Annotated in this window: 26 protein-coding genes; 14 read left to right on the forward strand and 12 right to left on the reverse strand. The window is 53.9% G+C overall.

Features of this window, described 5'->3' with window-relative positions:
* The first annotated feature begins 69 nt into the window (after nucleotides 1–69).
* Nucleotides 70–474: a 3D domain-containing protein gene (locus tag ABIE61_RS07465; RefSeq protein WP_091825864.1), complete on the forward strand. Its 405-nt coding sequence runs from the start codon at nucleotides 70–72 to the stop codon at nucleotides 472–474.
* Nucleotides 475–490: 16 nt separating this feature from the next.
* Here the strand turns inward: ABIE61_RS07465 and ABIE61_RS07470 are convergent, their stop codons facing one another.
* Nucleotides 491–1,252, reverse strand: coding sequence for an SDR family NAD(P)-dependent oxidoreductase (locus tag ABIE61_RS07470; protein ID WP_206837277.1), 762 nt, complete (start codon nucleotides 1,250–1,252; stop codon nucleotides 491–493).
* Nucleotides 1,249–2,592, reverse strand: coding sequence for an ABC1 kinase family protein (locus ABIE61_RS07475; RefSeq protein ID WP_354408100.1), 1,344 nt, complete (start codon nucleotides 2,590–2,592; stop codon nucleotides 1,249–1,251). Before ABIE61_RS07475 ends, ABIE61_RS07470 begins: the two co-directional genes overlap by 4 nt.
* Nucleotides 2,593–2,687: 95 nt before the next feature.
* Between ABIE61_RS07475 and ABIE61_RS07480 the strand changes: the two genes are divergently transcribed.
* Together ABIE61_RS07480 and ABIE61_RS07485 are read left to right on the forward strand one after the other, a co-directional pair.
* Nucleotides 2,688–3,041, forward strand: a complete 354-nt coding sequence (locus tag ABIE61_RS07480; RefSeq protein WP_206837272.1) for a YacL family protein — start codon at nucleotides 2,688–2,690, stop codon at nucleotides 3,039–3,041.
* Nucleotides 3,042–3,095: 54 nt separating this feature from the next.
* On the forward strand, nucleotides 3,096–3,572 hold the full coding sequence (locus ABIE61_RS07485; protein ID WP_354408103.1) for a peroxiredoxin: 477 nt from the start codon (nucleotides 3,096–3,098) through the stop codon (nucleotides 3,570–3,572).
* A 61-nt stretch (nucleotides 3,573–3,633) separates the two neighbouring features.
* Here ABIE61_RS07485 and fghA read toward each other — a convergent pair whose 3' ends face one another.
* Nucleotides 3,634–4,485, reverse strand: a complete 852-nt coding sequence (gene fghA, locus ABIE61_RS07490) for an S-formylglutathione hydrolase (protein ID WP_354408104.1) — start codon at nucleotides 4,483–4,485, stop codon at nucleotides 3,634–3,636.
* Nucleotides 4,486–4,499: 14 nt separating this feature from the next.
* A complete protein-coding gene (locus ABIE61_RS07495; protein WP_206837262.1) occupies nucleotides 4,500–5,615 on the reverse strand; it encodes an S-(hydroxymethyl)glutathione dehydrogenase/class III alcohol dehydrogenase in 1,116 nt (371 codons plus the stop codon).
* Nucleotides 5,616–5,774: 159 nt separating this feature from the next.
* Between ABIE61_RS07495 and ABIE61_RS07500 the strand changes: the two genes are divergently transcribed.
* The 3 genes from ABIE61_RS07500 to ABIE61_RS07510 all read left to right on the forward strand — a co-directional run bounded on the left by ABIE61_RS07500 (nucleotide 5,775) and on the right by ABIE61_RS07510 (nucleotide 7,511).
* Nucleotides 5,775–6,659 (forward strand): LysR family transcriptional regulator, encoded by an 885-nt coding sequence (locus ABIE61_RS07500; protein ID WP_354408107.1) that lies wholly within the window; start codon nucleotides 5,775–5,777, stop codon nucleotides 6,657–6,659.
* 79 nt (nucleotides 6,660–6,738) lie between these two features.
* Entirely contained in the window at nucleotides 6,739–7,035 is a 297-nt protein-coding gene (locus ABIE61_RS07505; protein WP_354408110.1) for a nucleotidyltransferase domain-containing protein, read from the forward strand.
* The gene (locus ABIE61_RS07510; protein WP_354408112.1) at nucleotides 7,032–7,511 is read left to right on the forward strand and encodes a hypothetical protein; all 480 of its coding nucleotides are present in this window, start codon (nucleotides 7,032–7,034) and stop codon (nucleotides 7,509–7,511) included. The genes ABIE61_RS07505 and ABIE61_RS07510 overlap by 4 nt, the downstream gene beginning before the upstream one ends.
* Nucleotides 7,512–7,580: 69 nt before the next feature.
* Here ABIE61_RS07510 and ahpF read toward each other — a convergent pair whose 3' ends face one another.
* Nucleotides 7,581–9,119 carry an alkyl hydroperoxide reductase subunit F gene (gene ahpF / locus ABIE61_RS07515; protein WP_354408115.1) on the reverse strand — a complete coding sequence of 513 codons (1,539 nt, stop codon included), beginning with the start codon at nucleotides 9,117–9,119 and terminating at the stop codon, nucleotides 7,581–7,583.
* A 283-nt stretch (nucleotides 9,120–9,402) separates the two neighbouring features.
* The gene (locus tag ABIE61_RS07520) at nucleotides 9,403–9,633 is read right to left on the reverse strand and encodes a DUF2798 domain-containing protein (protein ID WP_242530050.1); all 231 of its coding nucleotides are present in this window, start codon (nucleotides 9,631–9,633) and stop codon (nucleotides 9,403–9,405) included.
* A 472-nt stretch (nucleotides 9,634–10,105) separates the two neighbouring features.
* Between ABIE61_RS07520 and ABIE61_RS07525 the strand changes: the two genes are divergently transcribed.
* The 5 genes from ABIE61_RS07525 to ABIE61_RS07545 all read left to right on the forward strand — a co-directional run bounded on the left by ABIE61_RS07525 (nucleotide 10,106) and on the right by ABIE61_RS07545 (nucleotide 15,097).
* Nucleotides 10,106–12,133, forward strand: a complete 2,028-nt coding sequence (locus ABIE61_RS07525; RefSeq protein WP_354408117.1) for a TonB-dependent receptor domain-containing protein — start codon at nucleotides 10,106–10,108, stop codon at nucleotides 12,131–12,133.
* A 116-nt stretch (nucleotides 12,134–12,249) separates the two neighbouring features.
* The gene (locus ABIE61_RS07530) at nucleotides 12,250–12,792 is read left to right on the forward strand and encodes a flavodoxin (RefSeq protein WP_354408120.1); all 543 of its coding nucleotides are present in this window, start codon (nucleotides 12,250–12,252) and stop codon (nucleotides 12,790–12,792) included.
* A gap of 57 nt (nucleotides 12,793–12,849) precedes the next feature.
* On the forward strand, nucleotides 12,850–13,128 hold the full coding sequence (locus tag ABIE61_RS07535) for a hypothetical protein (protein WP_354408122.1): 279 nt from the start codon (nucleotides 12,850–12,852) through the stop codon (nucleotides 13,126–13,128).
* A complete protein-coding gene (locus ABIE61_RS07540; protein WP_354408124.1) occupies nucleotides 13,125–14,747 on the forward strand; it encodes a PepSY-associated TM helix domain-containing protein in 1,623 nt (540 codons plus the stop codon). The genes ABIE61_RS07535 and ABIE61_RS07540 overlap by 4 nt, the downstream gene beginning before the upstream one ends.
* On the forward strand, nucleotides 14,744–15,097 hold the full coding sequence (locus ABIE61_RS07545) for a DUF3325 domain-containing protein (RefSeq protein ID WP_354408127.1): 354 nt from the start codon (nucleotides 14,744–14,746) through the stop codon (nucleotides 15,095–15,097). Before ABIE61_RS07540 ends, ABIE61_RS07545 begins: the two co-directional genes overlap by 4 nt.
* Nucleotides 15,098–15,279: 182 nt before the next feature.
* On the opposite strand, the gene ABIE61_RS07550 is transcribed toward ABIE61_RS07545, so the two are convergent.
* Both ABIE61_RS07550 and ABIE61_RS07555 read right to left on the reverse strand, forming a co-directional pair.
* The gene (locus tag ABIE61_RS07550) at nucleotides 15,280–15,666 is read right to left on the reverse strand and encodes a hypothetical protein (RefSeq protein ID WP_354408129.1); all 387 of its coding nucleotides are present in this window, start codon (nucleotides 15,664–15,666) and stop codon (nucleotides 15,280–15,282) included.
* A gap of 140 nt (nucleotides 15,667–15,806) precedes the next feature.
* Nucleotides 15,807–15,986, reverse strand: coding sequence for a hypothetical protein (locus ABIE61_RS07555; RefSeq protein WP_354408132.1), 180 nt, complete (start codon nucleotides 15,984–15,986; stop codon nucleotides 15,807–15,809).
* 149 nt (nucleotides 15,987–16,135) lie between these two features.
* On the opposite strand from ABIE61_RS07555, the gene ABIE61_RS07560 reads away from it, so the two are divergent.
* The 3 genes from ABIE61_RS07560 to ABIE61_RS07570 all read left to right on the forward strand — a co-directional run bounded on the left by ABIE61_RS07560 (nucleotide 16,136) and on the right by ABIE61_RS07570 (nucleotide 18,858).
* Nucleotides 16,136–16,765, forward strand: coding sequence for a tyrosine-type recombinase/integrase (locus tag ABIE61_RS07560; protein WP_354408134.1), 630 nt, complete (start codon nucleotides 16,136–16,138; stop codon nucleotides 16,763–16,765).
* A gap of 183 nt (nucleotides 16,766–16,948) precedes the next feature.
* On the forward strand, nucleotides 16,949–17,497 hold the full coding sequence (locus ABIE61_RS07565; RefSeq protein WP_354408137.1) for a hypothetical protein: 549 nt from the start codon (nucleotides 16,949–16,951) through the stop codon (nucleotides 17,495–17,497).
* A 47-nt stretch (nucleotides 17,498–17,544) separates the two neighbouring features.
* Nucleotides 17,545–18,858, forward strand: a complete 1,314-nt coding sequence (locus ABIE61_RS07570; protein ID WP_354408140.1) for a hypothetical protein — start codon at nucleotides 17,545–17,547, stop codon at nucleotides 18,856–18,858.
* Between the two features lie 120 nt (nucleotides 18,859–18,978).
* On the opposite strand, the gene ABIE61_RS07575 is transcribed toward ABIE61_RS07570, so the two are convergent.
* The 4 genes from ABIE61_RS07575 to ABIE61_RS07590 all read right to left on the reverse strand — a co-directional run bounded on the left by ABIE61_RS07575 (nucleotide 18,979) and on the right by ABIE61_RS07590 (nucleotide 22,958).
* The gene (locus ABIE61_RS07575) at nucleotides 18,979–19,617 is read right to left on the reverse strand and encodes an HNH endonuclease (RefSeq protein WP_354408143.1); all 639 of its coding nucleotides are present in this window, start codon (nucleotides 19,615–19,617) and stop codon (nucleotides 18,979–18,981) included.
* Nucleotides 19,618–20,123: 506 nt separating this feature from the next.
* Nucleotides 20,124–21,401: a TRAP transporter large permease gene (locus ABIE61_RS07580; RefSeq protein WP_354408145.1), complete on the reverse strand. Its 1,278-nt coding sequence runs from the start codon at nucleotides 21,399–21,401 to the stop codon at nucleotides 20,124–20,126.
* On the reverse strand, nucleotides 21,398–21,922 hold the full coding sequence (locus ABIE61_RS07585; RefSeq protein ID WP_354408147.1) for a TRAP transporter small permease: 525 nt from the start codon (nucleotides 21,920–21,922) through the stop codon (nucleotides 21,398–21,400). Before ABIE61_RS07585 ends, ABIE61_RS07580 begins: the two co-directional genes overlap by 4 nt.
* Before the next feature lie 61 nt (nucleotides 21,923–21,983).
* Nucleotides 21,984–22,958, reverse strand: a complete 975-nt coding sequence (locus ABIE61_RS07590) for a TRAP transporter substrate-binding protein (RefSeq protein ID WP_354408150.1) — start codon at nucleotides 22,956–22,958, stop codon at nucleotides 21,984–21,986.
* Nucleotides 22,959–23,031 lie beyond the last annotated feature (73 nt).

The following is a 23,031-nucleotide window of genomic DNA, read 5'->3' on the forward strand; positions in this document are numbered from 1 at the left end:
TAACATAGATGATGCTATATACCCCCGGTTAGTGGTAAAGTCACGCAAAAGATTCGATCAGGGTGATAAATGCCATCTTCTTCATACAAGTGTCTGCTCTTCGCCGGTGGGTTGCTGCTCTCGGGCTGTGCCGAGTCGGCACCTGAGCAGCATGCACTTGATGTCAGGGCGTCCGCTTATAACTCGGTACCTGAGCAAACGGTGGGGAACCCGGCGATTGCCGCCTGGGGTGATCGCTTGAAACCGGGAATGAAAGCGATTGCCGTGTCACGTGATCTGCTGGAAGAAGGCCTGGATTACAACATGCAGGTACAGATCGAAGGCCTGCCGGGCACCTACCGGGTACTGGATAAGATGCACCCCCGTTGGGAGCGCAAGATCGACATTTACATGGGCGAGGATGTTGGGGCCGCGCTCGACTGGGGTGTTCGCGATGTCACCATCCGCTGGAAGCCGGTTTCAGACGAAGGTTGAGGTCCCCGCTACCGCATCAGGGCTGAATCAGCTGACCGTCCCAAGCATACACATTGCCTGAATCCATTGGTGTCAGGCCATCGATCACCTGCAGCAGTGAGCGGGCCGAAAACTCGGGCGTAAACAATTTTCCTTCCGGTACACGGGCCTGGAACGGTTCTGACAGCGGTGTATCCACAGTGCCTGGATGCAACCCCGCCACCACCAGTTTGGGCCAGCGCCGTTTGGCTTCAATAGCGGTACAGCGCAGTAGCATATTTAACGCCGCCTTGCTGGCTCGGTAGCTGTACCAGCCACCGAGCCGGTTGTCTCCGATACTGCCTACCCGTGCCGACAGCGCCGCAAATACTGCTCGTTGATCCTTCGGCAGCAGTGGGATCAGATGTTTGGCCAGCAAGGCCGGTGCCAACGCATTGATCTGCATCTGCTGCTGGAAGTAGTCACTCTCCAGGTTGCGCCAGCTTTTCTCCGGCAGACTCTCCTCTGAATGCAAAAGCCCCGAGGTGATCAATACCAGATTTGGGGTTACGTCCTTGAGCTGTTCGGCACAGGCGATGATGGAGCCTTCCTGACTCAAGTCGATGGGGTGCAGGCTGAGCCGATCCGGATTGCGTTCCGCCTGTTGCTTCAGTGGCTCGGGAATCCGGCGAGCGAAAGCGTATACCCGGCTGACCCGAGGTTCGTCCAGCAGCTGTGCCAGCACCGCCTGGCCAATGCCGCCGCTGGCACCGATCAGTACAGCAGTGATGGGGGAATCGAACGAACTCAACAGGCTCATGAAAGCTCCCGATAGCGATTGAAGATGACATGCACATCGACGTTGGCACCGAGCTGGGAGGCGAGCATGAACAGCCCGCCCATCTTGCGGTGCAGAAACAGCACATCTGCCGGTGGTGTATGCCAGGCGTCCGGGTCGCTGCTGATCGCCATGCCGCGCTGATGAATCCGCTGGGCCAGATCTGAGTTGCCAAAATCATAGGCCCCCGGCGTGCGCAGCGGTTCAGTGGCTTCCATGAAAATGTCCAGCACAACCTGGCGGTTGGCGGCATCATGACGCTGACTGAAAAAGCCTAGCGTTTCCAGTGCCTGCGCCAGTTCCGTCTGGTTACGATCGGTGGCGGCACAGATGGCATGGTGATACTGCAGTACAAAGTCGATCGAGAAACGGCGCACGGCGCCAAAATCCAGCAATACCAGCCGGTCCTGCTGCAGGTTGTACTGGTAGTTGGCCGGGTTGGGATCGGTCTGCACGCAGTGCAGTTGAAACAGCTCGCAGAAGAACAGCTCCAGCAGCAGGGCGGGGATATGATCCTTGAGCGCAGGCTGTTCAGCGGCTGCCTGTTTCAGACTGACCCCCTCGATGAAATCCATGCACAGGATCTGTTCTGTGGATAACTCGGTGTCGACGCCGGGCAGTGCCAGGGCATCATAATGACGAAAGCCCAGCAGCGCCGCATCGTAGGCCAGCAGCTGTTGCTGCTCGTGCAGATAATCCGTCTCCAGCCGCAGCTGCTGCTTGGCTTCAGCCACCAGCGGGTCGATGTCCAATTCCCGCGGCAGCAGACCGCTGAGGCGCAGCAGGGAAACAACATTGTCGATATCGCTGTCGATGCTGCGACGTACACCTGGATACTGAATCTTGATCGCCAGCTCGCGTCCGCCATGGGTGCGGCCCTTATGTACCTGCCCGATGGAGGCGGCGGCCACCGGATCAAAACTGAACTGCGCCAAGCGCTGATCCCAGTCGCTGCCCCAGTTGCTTTCCAGTACGCCGACCAGCTGAGCCGCGGGCATGATCACCGCATCATCACGCAGTCGCTCCAGTACCGCTGCCAGTTCCGGTGGCAACAGCGCCCCTGAGTCCATGGAGATCAGTTGGCCAAGCTTCATCGCCGCCCCGCGCATCCGTGCCAGCTTATCGGCGACCTGCTCCAGGTTCTTGCGGCTGAGCAGCAGCTCGGACAGCGCCGGTCGTCGGCCCTGCATCCACTGCTTGCTGCCTTCGGTAACCAGATTGCCGGCCACCCGCCCGGCCAGGCCGGTCAGGCTGGCCATGCGTGAAAAACGGCTGCTGGGCACTGCTGCAGCACGGCGGAGTTTGCTGTGGATGTCGGTCATGGGATCTCCTGGGACATCCGGTCCCGGTTCAGGTGGTGTACTATTTCCATCTTACGCGCGTCTGGCGCGAGTGGATGCATGAGTGAGACAACGCGATGGAATACGAATTCAGACGAGACCTCTACGATCAGCCCGAAGCGATCGTCGAGATGGAACAGGCGCTGTTTGGTCGCTGGCTGAGCGAGGCGCTGGGTGATAACCGGGGCGAAGCCGAACGCATCCTGCAGCGAGCCGAAACCCTGCTGAGTGATCGTCGTGGGCAGTTTGATTGGCATGGGCAAGAGTTGAGTCTGCAGCTGGACAGTGAAAGCGCACGCGTCTGGCTCCAGGCTGAAGGCGATCTGGATGAGCTGGAAGGAGGCTTTGGTCTGGCCGATGAAGCCTGCGAGTCGGGGCTGGAGGATTTTATCGGTCTGCTGCGTGGCTGGATTGACTATCTTGATGAATAGGATCTGCTACAATCCCGAGTAAATCAGTCAACAATAACGCTGTGGAGAGACCATATGAGCATCCAGATCGGTGACACTATTCCCAATGTAGAACTGCGCGTGATGGGCAAGGAAGGGCCGGAAGCGGTTCAGACCGCTGACCTCTTCGCCGGCAAGAAAGTGGTACTGTTTGCGGTACCGGGCGCCTTTACTCCGGGTTGCTCCATGACCCACCTGCCGGGCTTTGTGGTCAAGGCTGACGAGATCAAGGCCAAGGGCGTGGACAGCATCATCTGCACCGCGGTCAACGACGTGTTCGTAATGGACGCCTGGGGCAAGGATCAGAACGCCGACGAAATTATCATGCTGGCCGACGGCATCGGTGAATTTGCCTCTGCGATGGGCCTGGATCAGGACCTGTCCGGCATCCAGTTCGGCAAGCGCAGCCAGCGCTATGCCATGATCGTCAACGACGGTAAGGTAGAACTGCTGAACGTGGACGAGAAGGGCATCGACAAGAGCAGCGCCGAGACCGTTCTGGCCGCGCTCTAAGCGTCAAAGTAGTAAAAAACGCCGACATGCCTGTGCAGTCGGCGTTTTTTTATGCCGATCCTCAGGTCTGTTTCAACGCCCGGGCATGATGGCGCAGGTGGTCTTCGATAAAGCTGGCGATGAAGAAGTAGCTGTGGTCATAACCGGGGCGCATGCGCAGCTCCAGCGGATGTCCCGCCGACGCATAGGCTGCTTTCAGCGCTTCCGGCTTGAGCTGTTCCTGCAGGAAATCATCCGCCTCGCCCTGATCCACCAGAATCGGCAGCCGTTCTTTCGCGGTTGCTATCAGTTCACAGCTGTCCCAGGCTTTCCATGCCTCGCGATCAGTGCCCAGATAGCCTGAAAACGCCTTTTCGCCCCACGGGCAGTTGGTCGGATTACTGATCGGCGCGAAAGCCGATACCGATACATATCGGCCCGGATTCTTCAAAGCACAGATCAGCGCACCGTGACCGCCCATGGAGTGACCACTGATGGCGCGTTTTTGGGTTACTGGGAAATGCTGTTCGATCAGCGCCGGCAGCTCGTCGGTCACATAATCGTACATGCGATAGTGAGCAGACCAGGGCGCCTCGGTCGCATTCACATAAAAACCGGCACCGGAGCCGAAATCGTAGCTGTCATGCTCGCCGGGCAGGTCGGTGCCACGCGGACTGGTATCCGGCGCAACAATGGCGACGCCCAGTTCGGCGGCAACGCGTTGGGCACCGGCCTTCTGCATGAAGTTCTCATCCGTACAGGTCAGGCCCGACAGCCAGTACAGTACCGGTACCGGCTGCGTTTGTGCCTGCGGTGGCAGGTAGATGGCAAACACCATCTCCGTGCCGGTCGTCGTCGAACTGTGTTTGTAGCGCTTGAGCCAACCGTCAAAGCATTTGTTGCTGGCGACCAGCTCGGGGGCTGCTTGAGTCATGGGACCCTCCTTGATTACTGATCGAACAGAATCACCGAGCGGATGCTCTTGCCTTCGTGCATCAGGTCAAACGCCTTGTTGATGTCCTCCAGACCCATGGTGTGGGTGATGAACGGATCGATCTCGATCTTGCCGTTCATGTAGTCCTCAACGTAGCCCGGCAGCTGGCTGCGGCCCTTGACGCCACCGAAGGCGGAGCCTTTCCAGACGCGACCGGTCACCAGCTGGAACGGACGGGTGGAAATCTCTTCACCGGCACCGGCAACACCGATGATGATGGATTCACCCCAACCCTTGTGGCAGCACTCCAGTGCAGAACGCATAACCTGAACGTTACCGATACACTCGAAGGAGTAGTCCACGCCGCCGTCGGTCATGTCGACGATCACCTGCTGGATCGGATCGGAGAAGTCTTTCGGGTTGACGCAGTCGGTGGCACCGAACTGGCGTGCCATCTCGAACTTGTCTTCGTTAACGTCGATGGCGATGATGCGCGCCGCATTGGCCATGCGGGCGCCCTGGATGCAGGACAAACCGATGCCGCCCAAACCAAAGATCGCGACGGTGGAGCCCGGTTCAACCTTCGCTGTGTTCAGCACTGCACCAATACCGGTAGTAATGCCGCAACCCAGCAGACAGACTTTCTCCAGTGGCGCATCGACATGGATTTTCGCCAATGAAATCTCCGGTACCACGGTGTACTCGGAAAAGGTGGATGTACCCATGTAATGGAACAGCGTTTTGCCGCCGATGGAGAAACGGCTGGTGCCATCCGGCATCAGGCCCTGGCCCTGAGTGGCGCGTACTGCCTGACACAGGTTGGTCTTGCCGGAGAGGCAGAACTTGCACTTGCCGCACTCGGCAGTATAGAGCGGAATAACGTGATCCCCCGGCTTCAGCGTGGTGACGCCCGGGCCCACTTCTTCCACCACACCGGCACCTTCATGGCCCAGAATCGATGGGAAGATCCCTTCAGGGTCCGCACCCGAGAGTGTAAAGGCATCCGTATGGCAAACGCCGGTGGCAACGATGCGTACCAGCACTTCACCGGCCTTGGGGCCCTGAACGTCCACTTCTTCGATGGTGAGGGGTTTGCCCGCTTCCCAGGCAACGGCGGCGCGTGACTTCATGGTGATCTCCCGAGTCGAATACAGATTTGAGATAAACGTGATGGCTCAAGTGTAGCCCCAGATCTGCTCCGTGATAATGACAGCAATCGAAAAGTATTTTTGCTCAGCTGCAATAATTCTGGCATACAGGATCTATATCAGACGGGCGGGGAACATAGAATGCGGCACTGGGAAGCAATCGAAGCCTTTGTCGAGGTAGTACAGCAGGGCAGTTTTTCGGCGGCGGCACGCAAACTCAAGGTTTCGCCCTCGCATATCAGCCGGCTGGTAGCCCGACTGGAGGCCGAACTGAGCACGCCATTGCTGTATCGCACCACGCGGAAGTTTCGCCTCAGTGAAGCGGGCGAACACTACTTTCAGCACTGCCGTGAACTGCTGCAGGGTTTCAGCGCGGCGGAAGAAGAGCTGTCCAGCTTTCAGGCGGAACCTTCGGGCACGCTCAGAGTGACCTGCGCCACCACCTTCGGTGAGCGCTTTCTGGCGCCGCAGCTGAACGACTTCATGCTGCAATACCCGAAAATCAACCTCGACCTGCACCTGACCAACCGCCAGACCGACCTGATCAGCGAAGGTTATGACCTGGCCGTGCGTATGGGTACGCTGAAAGACTCCTCCCTGCTGGCGCGGCGACTGTGCGACCGACGCGAATACCTCTGTGCCAGCGCCGGCTACCTGCAGCGTCACCCCATGCCGCACACACTGTCCGAGCTGGGTCGACACAACTGCCTGATGGGGTCCAACAGCTTCTGGCTGTTCAGTGAAAATGGCCAGCGCAAGGAGCTGAAAGCCAGCGGCAACTGGCGTTCCAATTCTGGCCCTGCGTTGCTGGATGCGGTCAGCAAAGGGTTGGGGATCGCCCAACTGCCTGATTATTACGTCGAGCCGGCCCTGCGACGTGGTGAGCTGATCTCGATGCTGGAACAGTACCGTTACCCCTACAGCGGCGTCTGGCTGGTGTATCCACAGGCGCGACAGCGCTCGCCACGACTGCAGCTTTTGTGCGACTTTCTGATTGAGCGCTTTGGAAGTGGACTGCCGTGGTGATCAGGTGATGCTGCGTCTGTGAAGCCAAATGCAAAGGTCGCTATACTGCTTTCAGAACGGTTTAGGCAGGACATTTCGTATGGCAACTCAATACAGATTAACGACTCGGGAAGAGCAGGCCATTCGGCAGTTGCTGACAGCGGTTGATCCTGAAGGGACAATTTATTTGTTTGGCTCCCGGGCGGATGTAAACCGCCGTGGCGGGGATATTGATCTGTTTTTTGAAACCAGCCAACCGTTGTCGCTGAAGCAAAGGCTACTGTTGGAATACCGCATCAGCGGTGCCTGTGATACCCATATTGATTTGCTGGTAAAACAGCGTGATACGCCGGACGAGCCCATTCACGCCATAGCACGAGAAGGAGTGCAGCTTTGAACAAGGAACAACGCATTCTGGCAACCAATATTGCAGCTTGCGAGCAACGGATTGGCAAACTGACCTATTCCGTAAACAAGGTCCGGTCTCTGTTCCCTCTGGCAGAGGCGCAGCTGGAACATCTGACGGATGAACAGGAAGAATCCATTGATGCCTTGATTTTAAGGTATTCCCAGACGGTAGCCATGATTCAGGACCATTTGTTCAGGGGGATTGCCTATGTTGAACAGGAAGATATTTCGGATAAATCCAACCGGGACAAGACTCTGCTGATGGAAAAACTGGGTGCGATTCGTTCAGCAGAAGAGTTCGGTACTGCTGCTGTGTTGCGCAACAAGTTTGCACATCACTATCCCGAGCAGGCAGCAGAGCGCCTGGAGCGGCTCAATCTGATTATCGAGGAAGCCGATTTTGTGATCGCGACCTTTGATCATATTCAGCACTACCTCAAGCGGAAGAACATACTGATTTCTTGACGGACCACAAACAAAAAAACCGCCCCGAAGGGCGGTGCAAGTCAGCAAAACGCTGAAGAGAGATAGAGTTCAGTTGCGGATCAGGTGATCAAAGGCACCCAAGGCCGCGGTTGCGCCAGACCCCATGGAGATGATGATCTGCTTGTACGGTGTCGCGGTCACATCACCGGCTGCAAACACACCCGGCATGGAGGTGGCGCCGTGGCTGTCGATGACGATCTCGCCGCGCTCGGTCAGCTCCAGTGAGTCCTTCAGCCACTCGCTGTTCGGCACCAGACCGATCTGCACGAAGATGCCGGCCACATCCACCACATGAGACTCATCGGTCTTGCGGTCCTTGTACTTCAGGCCGATCACCTTGTTGCCGTCACCCAGTACTTCGGTGGTCATCGCCTGCTTGATGATGGTGATGTTGGGCAGAGACTCCGCCTTCTTCACCAGCACGCTGTCGGCGCGCAGGGTGTCGGAGAATTCCAGCACGGTCACGTCTTTAACAATACCGGCCAAGTCGATCGCAGCCTCGATGCCGGAGTTGCCGCCACCGATCACCGCCACGCTCTTGCCCTTGAACAGTGGACCGTCGCAGTGCGGGCAGTAGGCCACGCCCTTGCCGCGGTATTCCTGCTCGCCCGGTACGTTCATTTCACGCCAGCGGGCACCGGTGGCCAGAATCACGCTGCGGCTTTTCAGGGTCGCACCGCTGGCCAGCTCCACCTCGATCAGCTCGCCTTTCTTCAATTTTGCCGCTGACTGCTCGGTGATCACCTCGACTTCATATTCCTTGACGTGCTGTTCCAGGCTGGCGACCAATTTCGGGCCTTCGGTGTAGGGCACGGAGATGAAGTTTTCGATACCGACCGTATCCATCACCTGACCGCCGAAACGCTCGGCGACCACACCGGTGCGGATGCCCTTGCGTGCGGCGTAGATCGCTGCCGAGGCATCGGCCGGGCCACCGCCGACGATCAACACTTCGTAAGGCTCGCGCTCGTTCAGCTCAGCCGCTTTCTTCTCGGCCGCGCCGGTATCCAGCTTGTTGATGATCTCCGGCAGCGTCATGCGGCCCTGACCAAAGTGTTCGCCGTTCAGGTAGACGGACGGCACGGCCATGATCTGACGTTCTTCAACTTCCTGCTGGAACAGCGCACCATCGATCATGGTGTGGGTAATGTTCGGGTTCAGCACCGCCATCAGGTTCAGTGCCTGTACCACGTCCGGGCAGTTCTGGCACGACAGTGAGATGTAGGTCTCGAAGTGGAATTCGCCCTTCAGGTTGCTGATCTGCTCCTGCAGTGCGGCATCGGCCTTGGACGGATGACCGCCGGCCTGCAGCAATGCCAGTACCAGCGAGGTAAATTCGTGGCCCATGGGGATACCGGCAAAGTTGACCCGCGGTGCCTGACCGGCGGCACCAACGGCCATGCTCGGCTCGCGACGATCGCTGCCAGCCTTCACACTGATCTGGTCAGACAGCTCGGCGATCTCATGTGTCAGATCCGCCAGTTCCTTGGACTTGTCGCTATCATTGGTGGTCAGTGTCAGCTCGATCGGGGTAACAATGTTCTTCAGGTAGGTGTTCAACTGCTGCTTCAGATTGGTATCCAACATGTGCGTCATCTCTCGGTAAAGTTATATGTTGCGACCGTCCGCCTGTCCTGTGGAATCTCCTGTTCGGCGTTCAGTGCATTTCGAATATGGAGCTATGGTATCGAGAGGCTTTGAATGTGTGAAATTAATCGTAATTAATGGTTCGATAGCTTTTATATATTAAAAGCTCTGGCCTGGGCCAACGTGATAAGAAAGGGCAGTTGGATGGATCGAAGGTTAGGCTGTGCCAAGGGGACTAAAGCCTGCAAGGTGCAGGCTCGAGGGGCAAACTCAGTACACTGATTTAATGAGGCAGGCTGCAAATCCGACCGGCCAGCATCTGCATGCGCTTGGGCAGCACATAAATCAGCGGAAACGCGATCGGCCAGGCAATCAGAATCGCCATGCCCCAACGTGACGAGAAGCCTTCGGTGAAACCGGTGTTGATGGCGGTGATCACAAACGTCATCAGGGTAACCATGACCATCGACATCAGTAGTGTGGTGACCAGACGGGTGTAGCGTTGTGACAGCACAGTAAGCTCCTGCTTGGTAAAGTAATGAACCGATTTGATTAGTTACGGCGTGACTATTGCGTTGGATTGTTCATTAGTCGTTTTGCATATTCTAATGTGAGTGACTGACAAACACAAAGCAGCTGGGCAGGGCGGCACTTCCTTATGTCTGAATACATATACTGAATCCAAAGAGGATACCACAGCAACCGGATGATTCATGGGGTACATAGCAAGTTGCTGGCTCACCTTATCGCAACTGGAATGTTGGGGCCTTGTTTCAGGGCTGACCCTGACGGCAGGTCGTTCCCCAACAACACAGTCTCATACAATGAAACACCATCTACCTCCTAAGAAGCATGAGCACTCATGAGTTCCCGAACGAAGTGTAAAGTTATGTAAATATATTCATTAACATATGTAAATAATTATCAGTAACGGTAGCATTCACCCGTATCGATAACCATTCTCAATATTGTATTAAGGACAGAGTATGTATCGCTTCCCTCCTCATTTATTGACTGTTGCGGTAGCTGCAGCCATCAGTGTTTCAACACAGGCAGCTGAGCCCATCGACCAGGATAAGGTTGTTGTTACTGCGGCTGGCTTCGAGCAGAACATCATGGATGCGCCTGCAAGTATCTCCGTGATTTCCCGGGAAGAACTGGAAAAGAAGTCATATAACAGCATTGTGGATGCTGTAAAGAACATCCCAGGCCTCTATGTGACAGGCGGCGGCAACATGCAGGACATCAGTATCCGTGGGATGGACGACAGCTACACACTTTACCTGATTGATGGGAAACCGATTTCAGCCGGCCGTGCGGTGAATACCAACGGCTCTGATGGTGGCAAACAAATCGCACTGCCGCCTATTTCCATGATCGATAGAATTGAAGTAATTCGCGGTCCCATGTCATCCCTCTATGGCTCTGAAGCCATGGGTGGCGTAATTAATATCATTACGCGTCGCGGCGGTGAGCAGTGGTCAGGCACACTGAGTACCGAGTACACCAAGTCTATGAATGACCTCAGCAACGATGAGCAGCAGGTCAACTTGTACGCTGCTGGTGCACTTCTGCCAGGTATTCTCAGCGCTCAGGTGAATGGCAGTTGGCTGGGTTTGGATGAAAGTGATTTTGCTGGTGGTGGCGACGGGGCGGCAAGTAAGCCGGATACATCGCGCAAGCAAGGTGGTATCAAGTTGTTCCTGACGCCGAATGAGCAGAACGAATTTGCCTTTAGCTATGATTCTTCACGTCTGGAAAGCACCACAACACCTGGCAAAAGCGTCGCTGGCACGGAAACTGGGTCAACACGTACTTATGACAAGGATGTATACGTGCTTTCTCATGATGGCCGCTATGGCAATCTCTTCTTGAGCACCTTCCTGCAACAGGATATTTCTGAACTGGTTCAAGACCGGGAAAAAAAGGAAGAAGTAACCACTCTTAACTCCCAAGCAACGTATTTTATGGGGGCCCATACACTCACTTTTGGTGGCCAGTACAAAATCGAGGACTTTACTGACGAGACCAATGGCCTGCTCACATCCAATGTTCCGGGCGCCGTAAGGAACGTTGATCGCTGGATTGCGGCCGTTTTTACTGAGGTAGACTGGTCGCTCACTGATAAACTCAATCTGACAACCGGTTTGCGCTACAACGATGACGAACTTTTTGGCGGCCACCTTTCACCCCGCATCTACGCCAATTACCGCCTAACACCGGAGTGGGCGTTGAAAGGCGGTATTTCCACTGGCTACAAACAACCTGGACTGGCTGAGGCGACGGCAGGGTTTGGGCGGGGTACCGGCGGTGGTGGCTCACCAGCGCCTCATCCCCGCGCCCTGATTATCGGCAACCCAGATCTTGAGCCTGAAAAAAGTGTCAGCTACGAAATGGGATTTGTATTTGACAGTATGACAACAGGGCTCAACACCAGTCTGATGCTGTTCCACACCAATTACAAAGACAAAATTGCTGAGGACCGCTTCTGTACATCTCCCAACGGGGACCGCAACGATCCATCAACCTGGGCTTGTGCCTACGAGGGCAACAACTATAACTTCCTCAGTACTCGCAAAAACATTGATGAAGCAGAGATGCACGGCATTGAGGTGACACTGGATTATGAGCTGACACCTACACTGGGACTCAGTACCAGCTACACCTACACCGACTCGGAGCAGAAAACCGGTGAGTTCAAAGGCGAGCCTCTGAACAAAATACCCAAGCACATGTTCAACGCCAGTCTGGATTGGCAGCAGTCTGAGCAGTTGAACCTGTGGATGCAAGGTAACTACCGTGGCAAAACCACCGATTACATGGGCCGCACCAGCATGTCCGATGGCACGCCTGGCTATGGTTTTGTCGATGCCGGCCTGGTGTATCAACTGACACCCTCTGCCCGTGTAAAGGCGGGTGTGTACAACCTGTTGGATAAGGAGGTCACCAACGATGACTACGGGGTCGTGCTGGATGGCAGACGTCTCAACATGGGATTAACTGTCGATTTCTAAGTGTGGAATCCTACGCGGATTTAACCGCCTGCAGCCATGAGCCTACCCCTTCGGGCTCCCGCTGCAGGCACCTTCGCACCACCCTCCCTAACATCGCTTGTTGATGGAATCTGAACGTGAACGAACTCCCCTTTACAGCCATTATTTTTGGTACGGACACCGGCAATACAGAAGATGCGGCCTATCGCATGTCGTCTGTACTGGAGTCCCATGGACTGACGCCTGAGGTGATCAACATCAATGAGGTGACCGCTGATCTGCTCGCGGACTACGACCTCATCATCATGGGCATACCGACCTGGGATTTCGGTGGTATTCAACAGGACTGGGAAGAACGTGATAACGAAATTGCGGCCTTCCCGGTGCAGGGTAAAACTTTGGCTCTCTATGGTCTCGGTGACCAACTCGGCTACGGTGAGTTTTTCCTCGATGCAGTGGGTTGGTTACATGAACGCCTGGCAACCACTGGCGCCCGCTTTGTCGGCTTCTGGCCCACTGAAGGTTATACCTTTGAAGCCTCACGCGCATTGACACCGGATGGCAAAGCCTTCTTCGGACTCGCTCTGGATGAAGATATTCAACCGGAGCAGACTGACAACAGAATTACCCGCTGGCTGGAGCAAGTCCTCGCGGAATATCACGCAGCACCGTCCAACTGAAGTATCGTCCATTAGTCCACACTCGCCAAGCTGAAGGCGATTACGGAGTATGCAACTTTGAAGGAACAACTACTGCTTACCACACGCGTGGTGAGTGCCGCAGTGGGTGGTTATGCTCTAGCCGCTATTATCAGCCTGTGGCTGGCGTATTTTGCTAACCTAGAACCTCGTGACCATCGATTTCTGGTCAATATCAGCTTTTTTCTAATCTACCTGTTGCTGATTTTGGCTGCATTCGGCTTCCGCAGTCATCTAAAAACCGCTTTCGCTATTGCTGCCGGCAATGCAGTGCTCTGGGCAGGATGGTTTGCCATTCAGGGAGGAGTAACCGCATGAAAGGGCCTTTTCGCCAATCCATGACTTGGCTACACACCTGGAGCAGTCTGATCCTGATTTGGCTGCTGTTTGCCGTCTTCGTCACCGGCACACTTTCATTTTATCGCACTGAAATCACTCACTGGATGCAGCCTGAAGGCCACATTGCCAACAAGGTTGATACCGCGACTGCAACCAATAGTGCCTGGAACCGATTGGCGCTGCTGGCACCCTGGGGGAAAAGCTGGAGCATCAGCTTGCCATCAGAGCGGAACCCCAAAACAGGGGTATCTTGGATCGCCGAAGGTGAGGCCGAGCAGCGTCGGCGGGGGCCCCGTGCGCTCCTCGATGCGTCAAACGGTGAAGTGCTGGTCCTGCGTGAAACAGCCGGCGGTAATTTCCTTTATGACTTTCACTTTGAACTCTACGCCATGCCACGGGATGTTGGGCGCGCGATCGTCGGTGTGGCCAGCATGCTGATGCTGGTCGCGATCATCAGTGGTGTCATCATGCACCGCAAGATCTTCAGTGACTTTTTTACCTTCCGTCCCCGCAAGCGCACGGTGTCCTGGATCGATGGGCATGTCATCGGCAGCGTACTGGCTCTTCCCTTCCACATCATGATCACGTTCTCAGGGCTGGTACTGCTGTCATCGACGCTGCTGTTCTGGAACAGTAACCCAGGCACTCAGAACGGAGGTCGCCCAACGACGGTTGCAGCGAGCCAGTTTGAGCACGTCAACCCTTCAACACACACAAGGCCAGCAGTGGTGAGGCCGGATTTGGCCGGCATTCTCGCCGATGCCGAGCTCCTGTTTGACGGGCCTGTTGCGAGCCTCAACATACAACAACCGATGACAGCCAATGCCCGTATTCAGGTGACCAACGCTACACGTGACAGCTTGTTCGGCGGACGCACCGGGCGCCAGCTGACCTATGACTTGAATGGCAACCGGCAAAAAGATGCGAACCTGGGTGAAACAGCCGTGCAGTCAATGGCGAGCTCTCTGGCAACCGCTGTGTTCATTGTATTGAAGGTTACACACGAAGCCCGCTTTGCCGATGTGCTCACCCGTATGCTGTTTTTCATCGCTGGCATACTTGGTAGTGCCATGGTCGCAACCGGTGCCGTTTTATGGGTGGTCAAGCGTACTCGAAAACAGGCGGGGTCAGTGGGGTATGAACTGGTCAGTATGCTTAATCTTGCTGCAATTGCTGGTTTGATGGTCGCCATAGGTAGCTATTTTTGGGCAAATCGCTTGCTGCCAGCAGATATGGAGTCTCGTGACCTTTGGGAAATACGCGTGTTATTTCTGACCTGGCTGCTAACTCTGCTGCATGCATATTTGGCACGTAAACAGCACGGTTGGTTTATTCAGCTGAGCTTGGCGGCCACTCTGTTTATCTGTATACCCATCCTGGATGGACTCACCTCACCCGTAGGACTCTGGGCTGGACTGGTAGCTCATGACTGGCCAAGAATCGGCTTCGATCTGATCGCGCTTATAACCGGTTTTGGATTACTCATGTCTGCCTTCTGGGTACGACAGCATACACTCAAACGCATCAAAAACGGCAAAGGCGGTACTCACCACAACAACTCCAGAGCACCAATAGCAACCGGAGCAAGTACGGTATGATGATACTCGCCTTTATCATGATTTTTCTGGGGTTTGTTCAGTTTGCCATGGCGATCGACAGTCATTACCAAGCAGTGTACGGCCGGTGTCAAAAACCCGGCCGACGCCGGTACCTGTTCCAAGCGGTAGCCTGCCTGCACCTCTTGGCGGCCCTTTGGGTCTGTACCACAACTTGGCAATTATCCATCGCCATCATAGTCTGGATAGGACTTATTCAGCTTGCCGCCGTACTGGTGGCGGGCCTCCTGACCTGGCGATCCTCATGGTATGGTGCACTATGGCGCTTTGGCTGTCTGGGCAGGCTCTGCGCAGACCAAAAGCACGACATCAACCACACACCGTCGGTCTAATGAATCAAAAGTGTCCACTTAAAAATAGGTGGACACTATCGGATGGTCGGCGTATCGGGCTCAGGATGGGCTCATCATAATGGATATGAACGGGCTACCCCGACGAGCAGACCCTGATTCATTTGCCAGGAATCCCGATGTTGGCCCAAAGCGGACCAAACGGCAGTTGCGATCCTCTGCGATCACTCCACGATATGGATATAGAGTGTTCTGAGATCTGAGTCGCCTGTAACAGTTTCAATCAATGCAAAACCATGCCGCTCATAATAGGCAATCAGCTCTGGAATATTTTCACATTCCAAAATAATGACACGACCACCTATCAACTGTTTTGCCGCTGCAAAGACGGCATAGGCTTCGTTTAAAATATCAGCCAGCCCAATAGGGTTACCGTTAATAGCCATATTTTTGCCAAGCTGGCCAATCAGGAAGGACCGGATGCGCTCCGCGTTTTTACTGATACCGTCAAGTGAGCGTATTTTGGTTTTGCTGAGCCCTGTACCTTCAAGGATCAGCTCTTTAAAGGAAACGGAGAAATAAGCCAGCAGGTCGCCGGTTGCTTCATCCAAAATCAGATAGGTTCGTGCATTACCCGTTTCTTCAAAGCGAATTGCTTTGCCCGGGCTGGTCAGAAAGTTTTCGACATCAAGGTTACGAGGGCAGGAGAAAGTGCCGAGAAGCTTGGTTGAGTTGGTTACCCCAAGCTCTCTCAGCAGGTCTCCGAGCTGGACAATCGTCGTTTTAATAACTTGATACCCTTCGCACTTTCGGCCTTGTAGTCGCGTTTGGTAACCTTGATCAGGCGGGGGTGCGCCAAGTCATAATGGATCCGATCAATGGATTCCTGATCCGTGACCACAAAGCTCTTGTCAAACGATGTTGTTGCCATGGTGGCACCTCCTCTTTAGCAGTTGCCTGAGTGCAGTATAACACCTTGCAATATGAGTACACAGGGCCCTATACGCAGAAGGAGCATTGTACAGCTGGACTGGACCATCTTGATCAATACTTACCCTCTATTATCAAGAGGATAAGACAATGAGCAATTATAGTATTGATGAGAGGCACCTGAACCCACCTTGGAACAAGGGGAGGCTGATGGGCCCAAAGCGCCCTCTGAAGCTGAAAGAAATTTGGGGCATTCGGATACGTCTTGAGCTTTCCGGCAAAACCCGAGACCTGGCGATGTTCAACCTCGCGATCGATAGTAAGCTGCGTGGTTGTGATTTGATGAATCTCAAAGTCAAAGATATCAGCCACGGTACAACGATCCAGAGTAGAGCCATCATCATCCAAAAGAAAACAGGTAAACCAGTACAGTTCGAAATCACGGAGGAGACCCGAGAGTCTCTACGCGACTGGATCGGCCAAAAACGGCTAATAAGCAGTGACTTTCTGTTCCCCAGCAGGGTCGTTCCCAACCGCCATCTGACTACACGACAGTATGCCCGCATCGTTGATCAGTGGGTTACAAGTGTTGGTTTGGATGTCTGTGACTACGGCACACACACGATGAGAAGAACCAAACCCACTCTGATATACAGGCGTACGCATGACCTGAGGGCTGTCCAGCTACTACTCGGTCATTCGAAGCTGGATAGCACTGTCCGCTATTTGGGCGTTGAGTTAGATGACGCCCTTGCTTTGGCTGAGCAAACTGATGTCTGAGGTGCGGGCATGAAGAGGGTCAGTGCTTGCTGGCCCTTTCAGACATTAGAATCTGAAGATAAAAGGGAGGGATAAGTTAGTAAAAAACGCGACTCAGCGATTTCACGGTATTTCCTTTATCCGTAAGGATTACGGCATGGATTGTGCTTTATAAACGTTAAGATTACTTGCAAGGAGCGCGATATGATCATTCAGTCCGGCTATAACGTATTGACCTACAATGACATTCAATCATCCGTAGGTGGTAAGCAAAGCGGCAATGTTCTGCCTGCCACTGATGCCAATACGGCAAAATATGCCGATCAAGTGACTATTTCCAGTGCTGTAAAGACCTTTGTGGAGAATGCTTCCACTCTGAACGAAATACCACCCAGGACCGAGGCCCAACAGAGACTCATTAACGAGGGGAATGTAGACTCTTCTTTTGCGGACGAAATGTCAAACATGATGGTGAACTCGGTAACAACCATGTTTGTTAGTTTGGAGTCTATCCGCGAAAACCTGAATGGTCCTCATAGGCTCGCAACTTCTGGACGCTTGGTTACCCAGGATTTTGAAGCTGCTTTTAATCGAAACGCGGCTATATTTAAAACAGCCAGGAAAGAGCTTTACGATTCCGAGAAATCTAAAGGAACAGAACCTTCGAAGATTCTTGAAATATTGATCGATTTTACAAATAAAAATGCAAGCCCGGTATATAAAGAAGCTACTGGGGAAGGTTGGTTTGGTTAGTGACCATTAAATATATACATAAAAAATACTAAGGACTGGAGGCCTATATGTCTTATATTACACCGGTAACATGGAAGGGAATCTACAATGGTCCAAAACGAGAAATTCATCTAAACATTGATGAGCCTGCCAAAAGTGTGGTTAAAGAGCTTCAGGCATTGAAGAAGGATGGCCTAATCGATCAGGACACTATGGTGGGAGCCGGTCCTACTAAAAACTTGTTGTCTGAAGATGCTGATCAGGACTGGGTGGCAGAAGTCACTTTCTGGAGCGAACGCGAAAACGCACAATGGCAAGCATACAAAACGGAAGGTACAGCAACAGGTTTACAGGCTGCGGATTATCAGCAGCAATGGCTAACCGAGCGTAGACAACTCACAATCGAATATCTCGATCAGATTTTCACGTTAGCTGATTCTTTCGAAGACCTTGATCTCGACGCAGGGATGTTCAGTACCCTATTCAGGGGCTCTCTTGATCAAGAGGATGGTCAACCTATATTGCCAAGTAATATGTCTCCGGACGTGGCCGAGTCAGTGGAGCTGTTTTGGAATCGAAATCAAGAGAAAATAGCCGAGCTTGAAAAAAGCCTGTCCAAACTGGTTGAGTTTCCCTCCGATTTGGATGGATGGCTGTCCAGCCAGGATGAACCTGTAGCAGATGAAGTTCGTCAGCTGGTCGATCGTATGAAAAATGCCTGGATAGATGGAAGTGACCAGATCGATAATTCATTCAGACCAATGGAAGTCTGGTACGGATCTTCACTTCCTTCTAGCGAAGACTATGAAAATGCGATGGTCGTGGATGAAGATATGTCAGGTCTATGGGTTGAATTTAACAAATACGCCCCAGATGCTCAAGAAATACAGGACTACACAATATGGAACGATATTTCCGGGTTATTTGAAATGGCCGCAGAAAGGTATATGAAGCAAGAAAATCAGATCTTATATCAAGAGATGAATACTCTTGTTTCCGGTCTCTACTCGGAGTTCGACACACGATTTGGTGGAGGAGTAGGCTTTTCTGATTTTAGCTTGCAGGATATGGTGGACAATTATCTGGCGGGTAAGCCTCTGGCTCAAATGGATGATGGACGTATTCATCCTGACTTTCAAGCTGTAGAGTCTTTTTGGGAAAATCATGAATTGGCTTTGCTACATTACAGTGACCGCCAAGAAAGACTGAACACACCACCTAAAATGTCTGATTTAAATCGTTATATGACTGATAATCGTGCGGCTATTGAGCGGTATATGATGACAAACCTGGACTCTCTTCTAACACAGAACAGAGGAGACACAGTGACAGATGAAAACAAGGCAGCCTATCTACAACTCAGAGCCTCAGTGCGAGCATGAAACCTACGGTTACACGAGCTAAAGAGCACTTTTGCAAAATCGGCTAAGGTTGAAGGCCATGTGGCTTTCAACCCAACTCATGTCCGCTCTGTGCGCAAAGCAGAACAAACCCCATGTCCATCAGATCAGTCTCCCTCCCACAAAAATCTGATCCCTATGCTGCTGCATCAATCCGGGATCAGGACTAAACCGCTCAGGCATCACAATCTTTTGCCCCTCGACCGCCTGGAAAAAGCGCTGCATGGCAGGCTCTGGCTGTTTGAGTTGGGCCGACAGCACAACCCGCCAATCCTCATCAAACGTCATCAATCCCTGATCAAAGGCCCGATCATATAGCGCAGATAGGCAAAGCCCATTGCTGGGGTTGAGTCGGTTGGTTTTGTCTTGACTCCACGGGACGATATGGCTAGCGATCAGTAGGCGTGGTTCCGAGAGGCCGGTGACGCAGCAGCGGTGGTGATAACTCGACAGCACAGCGCGGCGGAAAAACGACTGCTTGATGCGTTGCTGCACGATTTGACGGCGGGTTTCGCCTGTAAAGTCGTCTATCAGTTCCTCACTGGCGGATTCAGTTTCCGTTATATCGCCTGAGGTCTGTTCCAGTTCGGCTTTTATTCGGCTGCTTTCCAATACCAGTCCCTCCCAATCGGCATGAAATTCGTCCCAGATGACTCGGTCCAGTTTTGAGGCACCTGTCAGACCCTTACGGCCTGATGCGGTGATCGCCGGATCGAGACTGGCCAGGTTGCACAGTTTCATGGCGACCGAGTTCGCCGAGCGGCCCATCAGGTTGGTGTAGTTGCACCTCGCAAGCGGGGCAAGACGGAATTTGTCCAGCGTGATATCGCGCCACTGGTGAAGGAACAGGATATATAGATGGCCTATGTCGATTTCTGGCGCGACAAATCATCTCCGACCATGGCGTTTGTAACTGCTGTCATGGCAGTCAGCCGAGAGCAGGAAAGCAGGTTGTTGAAGCCGCATTCGAAGAGCTGGAAGCCACCAACAAACCGATACTGTTTCTCCTTGATTAAGTGCAGCGCTTGGCAACGAATCCTGACTTCGGTGATTTTACGGCAGCCCTTCGCAGTTTCATGACTGCGCGTTCCGATGAGAAAATCAAAGGCAGCTTTGTCCTGAGTTATCGAAAGCGACTTACAGTCTTGGGCATAATGAGATGGCCCCGAAACTAATCTTGGGGTAACTATAAACGGAGGGCCATCTTTCTCGAACCAAACTCAACATATTCATTGAACTAAGATAGCTCAGCCTTCACCCATTAAACTGGGTAGCCAAAGAGATATCTCAGGGAGCAGGGCGATAATAAGCATGCTCAAAATCATCATTGCCAAGAATGGCAGCATAGCTATAAATAGACGCCCCATGGGTAGTTGAGCCGCGACCATCGCAATATAAAGGCCCGGACCCACAGGCGGAGTTACCAAGCCAACCAAAGTTGCCAAGCTGATCATTACGCCGAAGTGGATCGGATCGATGCCGTAGGAGATCGCCGCCGGCAGTATGATAGGCACGATCACGATCATAACGCTGATGCTCTCCAGAAACATACCCAGAAGGATCACCAGCAGGTAAACCAGCATCAGGAACATCACCGGCGAGTCAGTCAGCCCCGTGATGTACTCGACCATCATGTCTGGCACACCTTCGAACGACAGTGCCCAGCCGAATACCGAGGCGATACCGATCAGGCCTGTGATGGTCGCGGTGTTGATCGCCACCGAGCCGAATATCTGCGGCAGGTCACGAAGGGCTATCGCCTTGTAAACGAACTTGCCGAGTAGGAACGACAGGATCGAGGCGATGGCACCCGCTTCGGTGGGCGTCATCACACCGGAGATGATGCAGACGATAACCACGCACGGGATTGCGCCCGGCAGCAGGCCGCCGATCAGATCTTCCTTCAGCATATCACGCTGTTGGTTCTCGCCCTTGGGCAAGCCCTTGGTCAGGCCGGTGATAAAGATCACGATGGCAAAGCCAGCGATGATCACCAGTCCTGGCAGAATACCGGCGATAAACAGTGCAGAGATCGGCTGATAGGCCACCACACCATAGATGATCATCAGCATCGATGGTGGAATGATCGGGCCGAGCAAGCCGCCCGCCATGGTCACGGCAGCGGAAAACTCCTTGTTGTAGCCTTTCTCCACCATGGTCGGCACCATCAGCCGACTCATGACTGAAATCTGTGCCGTGGCGGAGCCGAGAATCGATGCCGCCATGGCGTTGGTGAGCAGGTTCACATAAGCCAGACCGCCGCGAAAACCACCTACGAATACCTCGGCGGCGTTCATCAGACGGCGGGTGAGTCCGCCTTTGTTCATCAGTTCACCCACCAGCATGAACAGTGGGATCGCCAGCAGGCCATTCTGGTTCAGCGCTCCGTAAAGCTGTATCGGCAGCGAACTCATCAGAATCGTCAGATCGGTTTGCCAGAGGAACACCAGCGTACCCAGCAACAAGGTGATAAATATCGGCAGCCCGAGCAGCAGGGCCACGAAAAAGGTCAGTGTGGTAATCATGCATCCCCCCCAGCATTGGTCGCACCCACCGCATTCTTATGCTGGTAGGGGCGGAACAGGATCAGCTTTGCCAGCATATGCCAAGTCATGCAGTAGAAAGCACCTACCAGCACAGAATAGTTGTACCAGCGTGGCAGCCCCGTGGTCGGCGAGATATCAGTCTTGATCTCTGGCCGCAGGATCCAGTCGGTGGCGTAGTAACAGAAAATGACCAACACACCAAAAGCAGCCAGTCGCAGCAGGAACGTCAATGCGTTCTGCATGCTCCGAGGGAGCTGATCGATCAGGAAATCCACCCGCACAAGCGAGTCGGCAAATGTCAGGTAGCTGACGCCGATGAAGGTTGCCGAGATCAGAATCTGAACGGCAACTTCCTCAGCCCAGAACAGTGGGCTGCTGAAGACATATCTCAGGATAACCTGAGCGGAAAGGATAAGTGTAAGCGCCGCGACCAGAGCTATAAGCAGCGTGAATTCGACACGCGCCATTCCCTTGTCCAGCAGTTCAATCAATTTGATCATGGCAACCCCTGGCTGCGGGCCTGGAGCCAGTCTCATTGGCTAGCCGGGCCCGGTCTCTCTTTTACTCGGTCTGAGCCTTGTAGAACTCAGCGATCGCCTCGTTGGAAGAGGTGTACTTCTGCACGATCTTGCCAGCAGTTTCACGGAACGCGCCCTGGTCGATTTCGTTCACAGTGACGCCGGCATCTTTGAGTAGCTGCAGATTGCTGATTTCTGCTTTCGCCTGCTGCTCAAAACCCCAGGCTTCCGCTTCCTTGTAGGCATCCATGACGATCTGCTGTTTCTCGGCAGACAGGCCGGACCACCATTTTTCAGATGCGACGACTACCGCCGGGAAAGCCATGTGGTTGGTCAGAGTCAGGTTGGGCGCCTGCTGGTACATCTTCAGGCCAACCACGATATCCAGATCCACATCGACACCGTCCAGCAGGTTGGTGGTCAGCGCAGAGGAGACATCGGCCAGCGGCAGTGCAGTTGGTGCAGCGCCCAGCTCGGACCACCAGTCATTGAAGACCGGGTTCGGGAAGGCACGGATCTTTTTGTTCTCAAACGATTCGATGCTGGTCAGCGGCTCGGCGGAAAGCACATGACGCATGCCCGCTAGGGCATAGCCCAGACCGACCATCTTGTGTTCTTCCAGATCCTTCAGCATCTGCTGGGCTTCCGGCGACCTAGTCGCGGCAGCCGCTTCGCTGACGTTGTTAAAGGTGTATGGCAGGAACCAGGAGTTCATTGGCTCGTAGCGGTTAGCCACGGAGCTGGCCGTGAGAATCGCCAGCTGCAGACCGCCGGACTGGAGCAGATCCATCATCTGGTCCGGACCACCGAGCTTGCCCAGCGGGAAGATCATCATTGAGTCGTCGCCATTGGTGGCGGCCTGCAAGTTGGCGTCAAAACGCTCGGCGACCTTGTGCCAGATATGGCTCGGCGGGGTTACATGACCAAGGCGCAGTTTTTCGGCCTGGGCCGAAGTTGTACTTGCCAGAATTGCTCCACCCAGTGCAACACAGGAGATCAGCTTCTTAAAGTTCGTCATCACAAAAGCCTCTAGTTGTTATATTCTGCTTCTTTTGCGTGTCTGCACGCAGACATGAAAGCGGTGCCGCTAA

The organism is Marinobacterium sp. MBR-111, from assembly GCF_040547585.1.
Classification (GTDB): domain Bacteria; phylum Pseudomonadota; class Gammaproteobacteria; order Pseudomonadales; family Balneatricaceae; genus Marinobacterium; species Marinobacterium iners.

Excerpts from the sequence above, each read along its gene's own strand:
- ABIE61_RS07465 (WP_091825864.1), top strand. The coding sequence starts at position 70 with ATGCCATCTTCTTCATACAAGTGTCTGCTCTTCGCCGGTGGGTTGCTG.
- ABIE61_RS07470 (WP_206837277.1), bottom strand. The coding sequence starts at position 1,252 with ATGAGCCTGTTGAGTTCGTTCGATTCCCCCATCACTGCTGTACTGATC.
- ABIE61_RS07475 (WP_354408100.1), bottom strand. The coding sequence starts at position 2,592 with ATGACCGACATCCACAGCAAACTCCGCCGTGCTGCAGCAGTGCCCAGC.
- ABIE61_RS07480 (WP_206837272.1), top strand. The coding sequence starts at position 2,688 with ATGGAATACGAATTCAGACGAGACCTCTACGATCAGCCCGAAGCGATC.
- ABIE61_RS07485 (WP_354408103.1), top strand. The coding sequence starts at position 3,096 with ATGAGCATCCAGATCGGTGACACTATTCCCAATGTAGAACTGCGCGTG.
- fghA (WP_354408104.1), bottom strand. The coding sequence starts at position 4,485 with ATGACTCAAGCAGCCCCCGAGCTGGTCGCCAGCAACAAATGCTTTGAC.
- ABIE61_RS07495 (WP_206837262.1), bottom strand. The coding sequence starts at position 5,615 with ATGAAGTCACGCGCCGCCGTTGCCTGGGAAGCGGGCAAACCCCTCACC.
- ABIE61_RS07500 (WP_354408107.1), top strand. The coding sequence starts at position 5,775 with ATGCGGCACTGGGAAGCAATCGAAGCCTTTGTCGAGGTAGTACAGCAG.
- ABIE61_RS07505 (WP_354408110.1), top strand. The coding sequence starts at position 6,739 with ATGGCAACTCAATACAGATTAACGACTCGGGAAGAGCAGGCCATTCGG.
- ahpF (WP_354408115.1), bottom strand. The coding sequence starts at position 9,119 with ATGTTGGATACCAATCTGAAGCAGCAGTTGAACACCTACCTGAAGAAC.
- ABIE61_RS07525 (WP_354408117.1), top strand. The coding sequence starts at position 10,106 with ATGTATCGCTTCCCTCCTCATTTATTGACTGTTGCGGTAGCTGCAGCC.
- ABIE61_RS07540 (WP_354408124.1), top strand. The coding sequence starts at position 13,125 with ATGAAAGGGCCTTTTCGCCAATCCATGACTTGGCTACACACCTGGAGC.
- ABIE61_RS07545 (WP_354408127.1), top strand. The coding sequence starts at position 14,744 with ATGATGATACTCGCCTTTATCATGATTTTTCTGGGGTTTGTTCAGTTT.
- ABIE61_RS07555 (WP_354408132.1), bottom strand. The coding sequence starts at position 15,986 with ATGGCAACAACATCGTTTGACAAGAGCTTTGTGGTCACGGATCAGGAA.
- ABIE61_RS07560 (WP_354408134.1), top strand. The coding sequence starts at position 16,136 with ATGAGCAATTATAGTATTGATGAGAGGCACCTGAACCCACCTTGGAAC.
- ABIE61_RS07565 (WP_354408137.1), top strand. The coding sequence starts at position 16,949 with ATGATCATTCAGTCCGGCTATAACGTATTGACCTACAATGACATTCAA.
- ABIE61_RS07570 (WP_354408140.1), top strand. The coding sequence starts at position 17,545 with ATGTCTTATATTACACCGGTAACATGGAAGGGAATCTACAATGGTCCA.
- ABIE61_RS07575 (WP_354408143.1), bottom strand. The coding sequence starts at position 19,617 with ATGAAACTGTGCAACCTGGCCAGTCTCGATCCGGCGATCACCGCATCA.
- ABIE61_RS07580 (WP_354408145.1), bottom strand. The coding sequence starts at position 21,401 with ATGATTACCACACTGACCTTTTTCGTGGCCCTGCTGCTCGGGCTGCCG.
- ABIE61_RS07585 (WP_354408147.1), bottom strand. The coding sequence starts at position 21,922 with ATGATCAAATTGATTGAACTGCTGGACAAGGGAATGGCGCGTGTCGAA.
- ABIE61_RS07590 (WP_354408150.1), bottom strand. The coding sequence starts at position 22,958 with ATGACGAACTTTAAGAAGCTGATCTCCTGTGTTGCACTGGGTGGAGCA.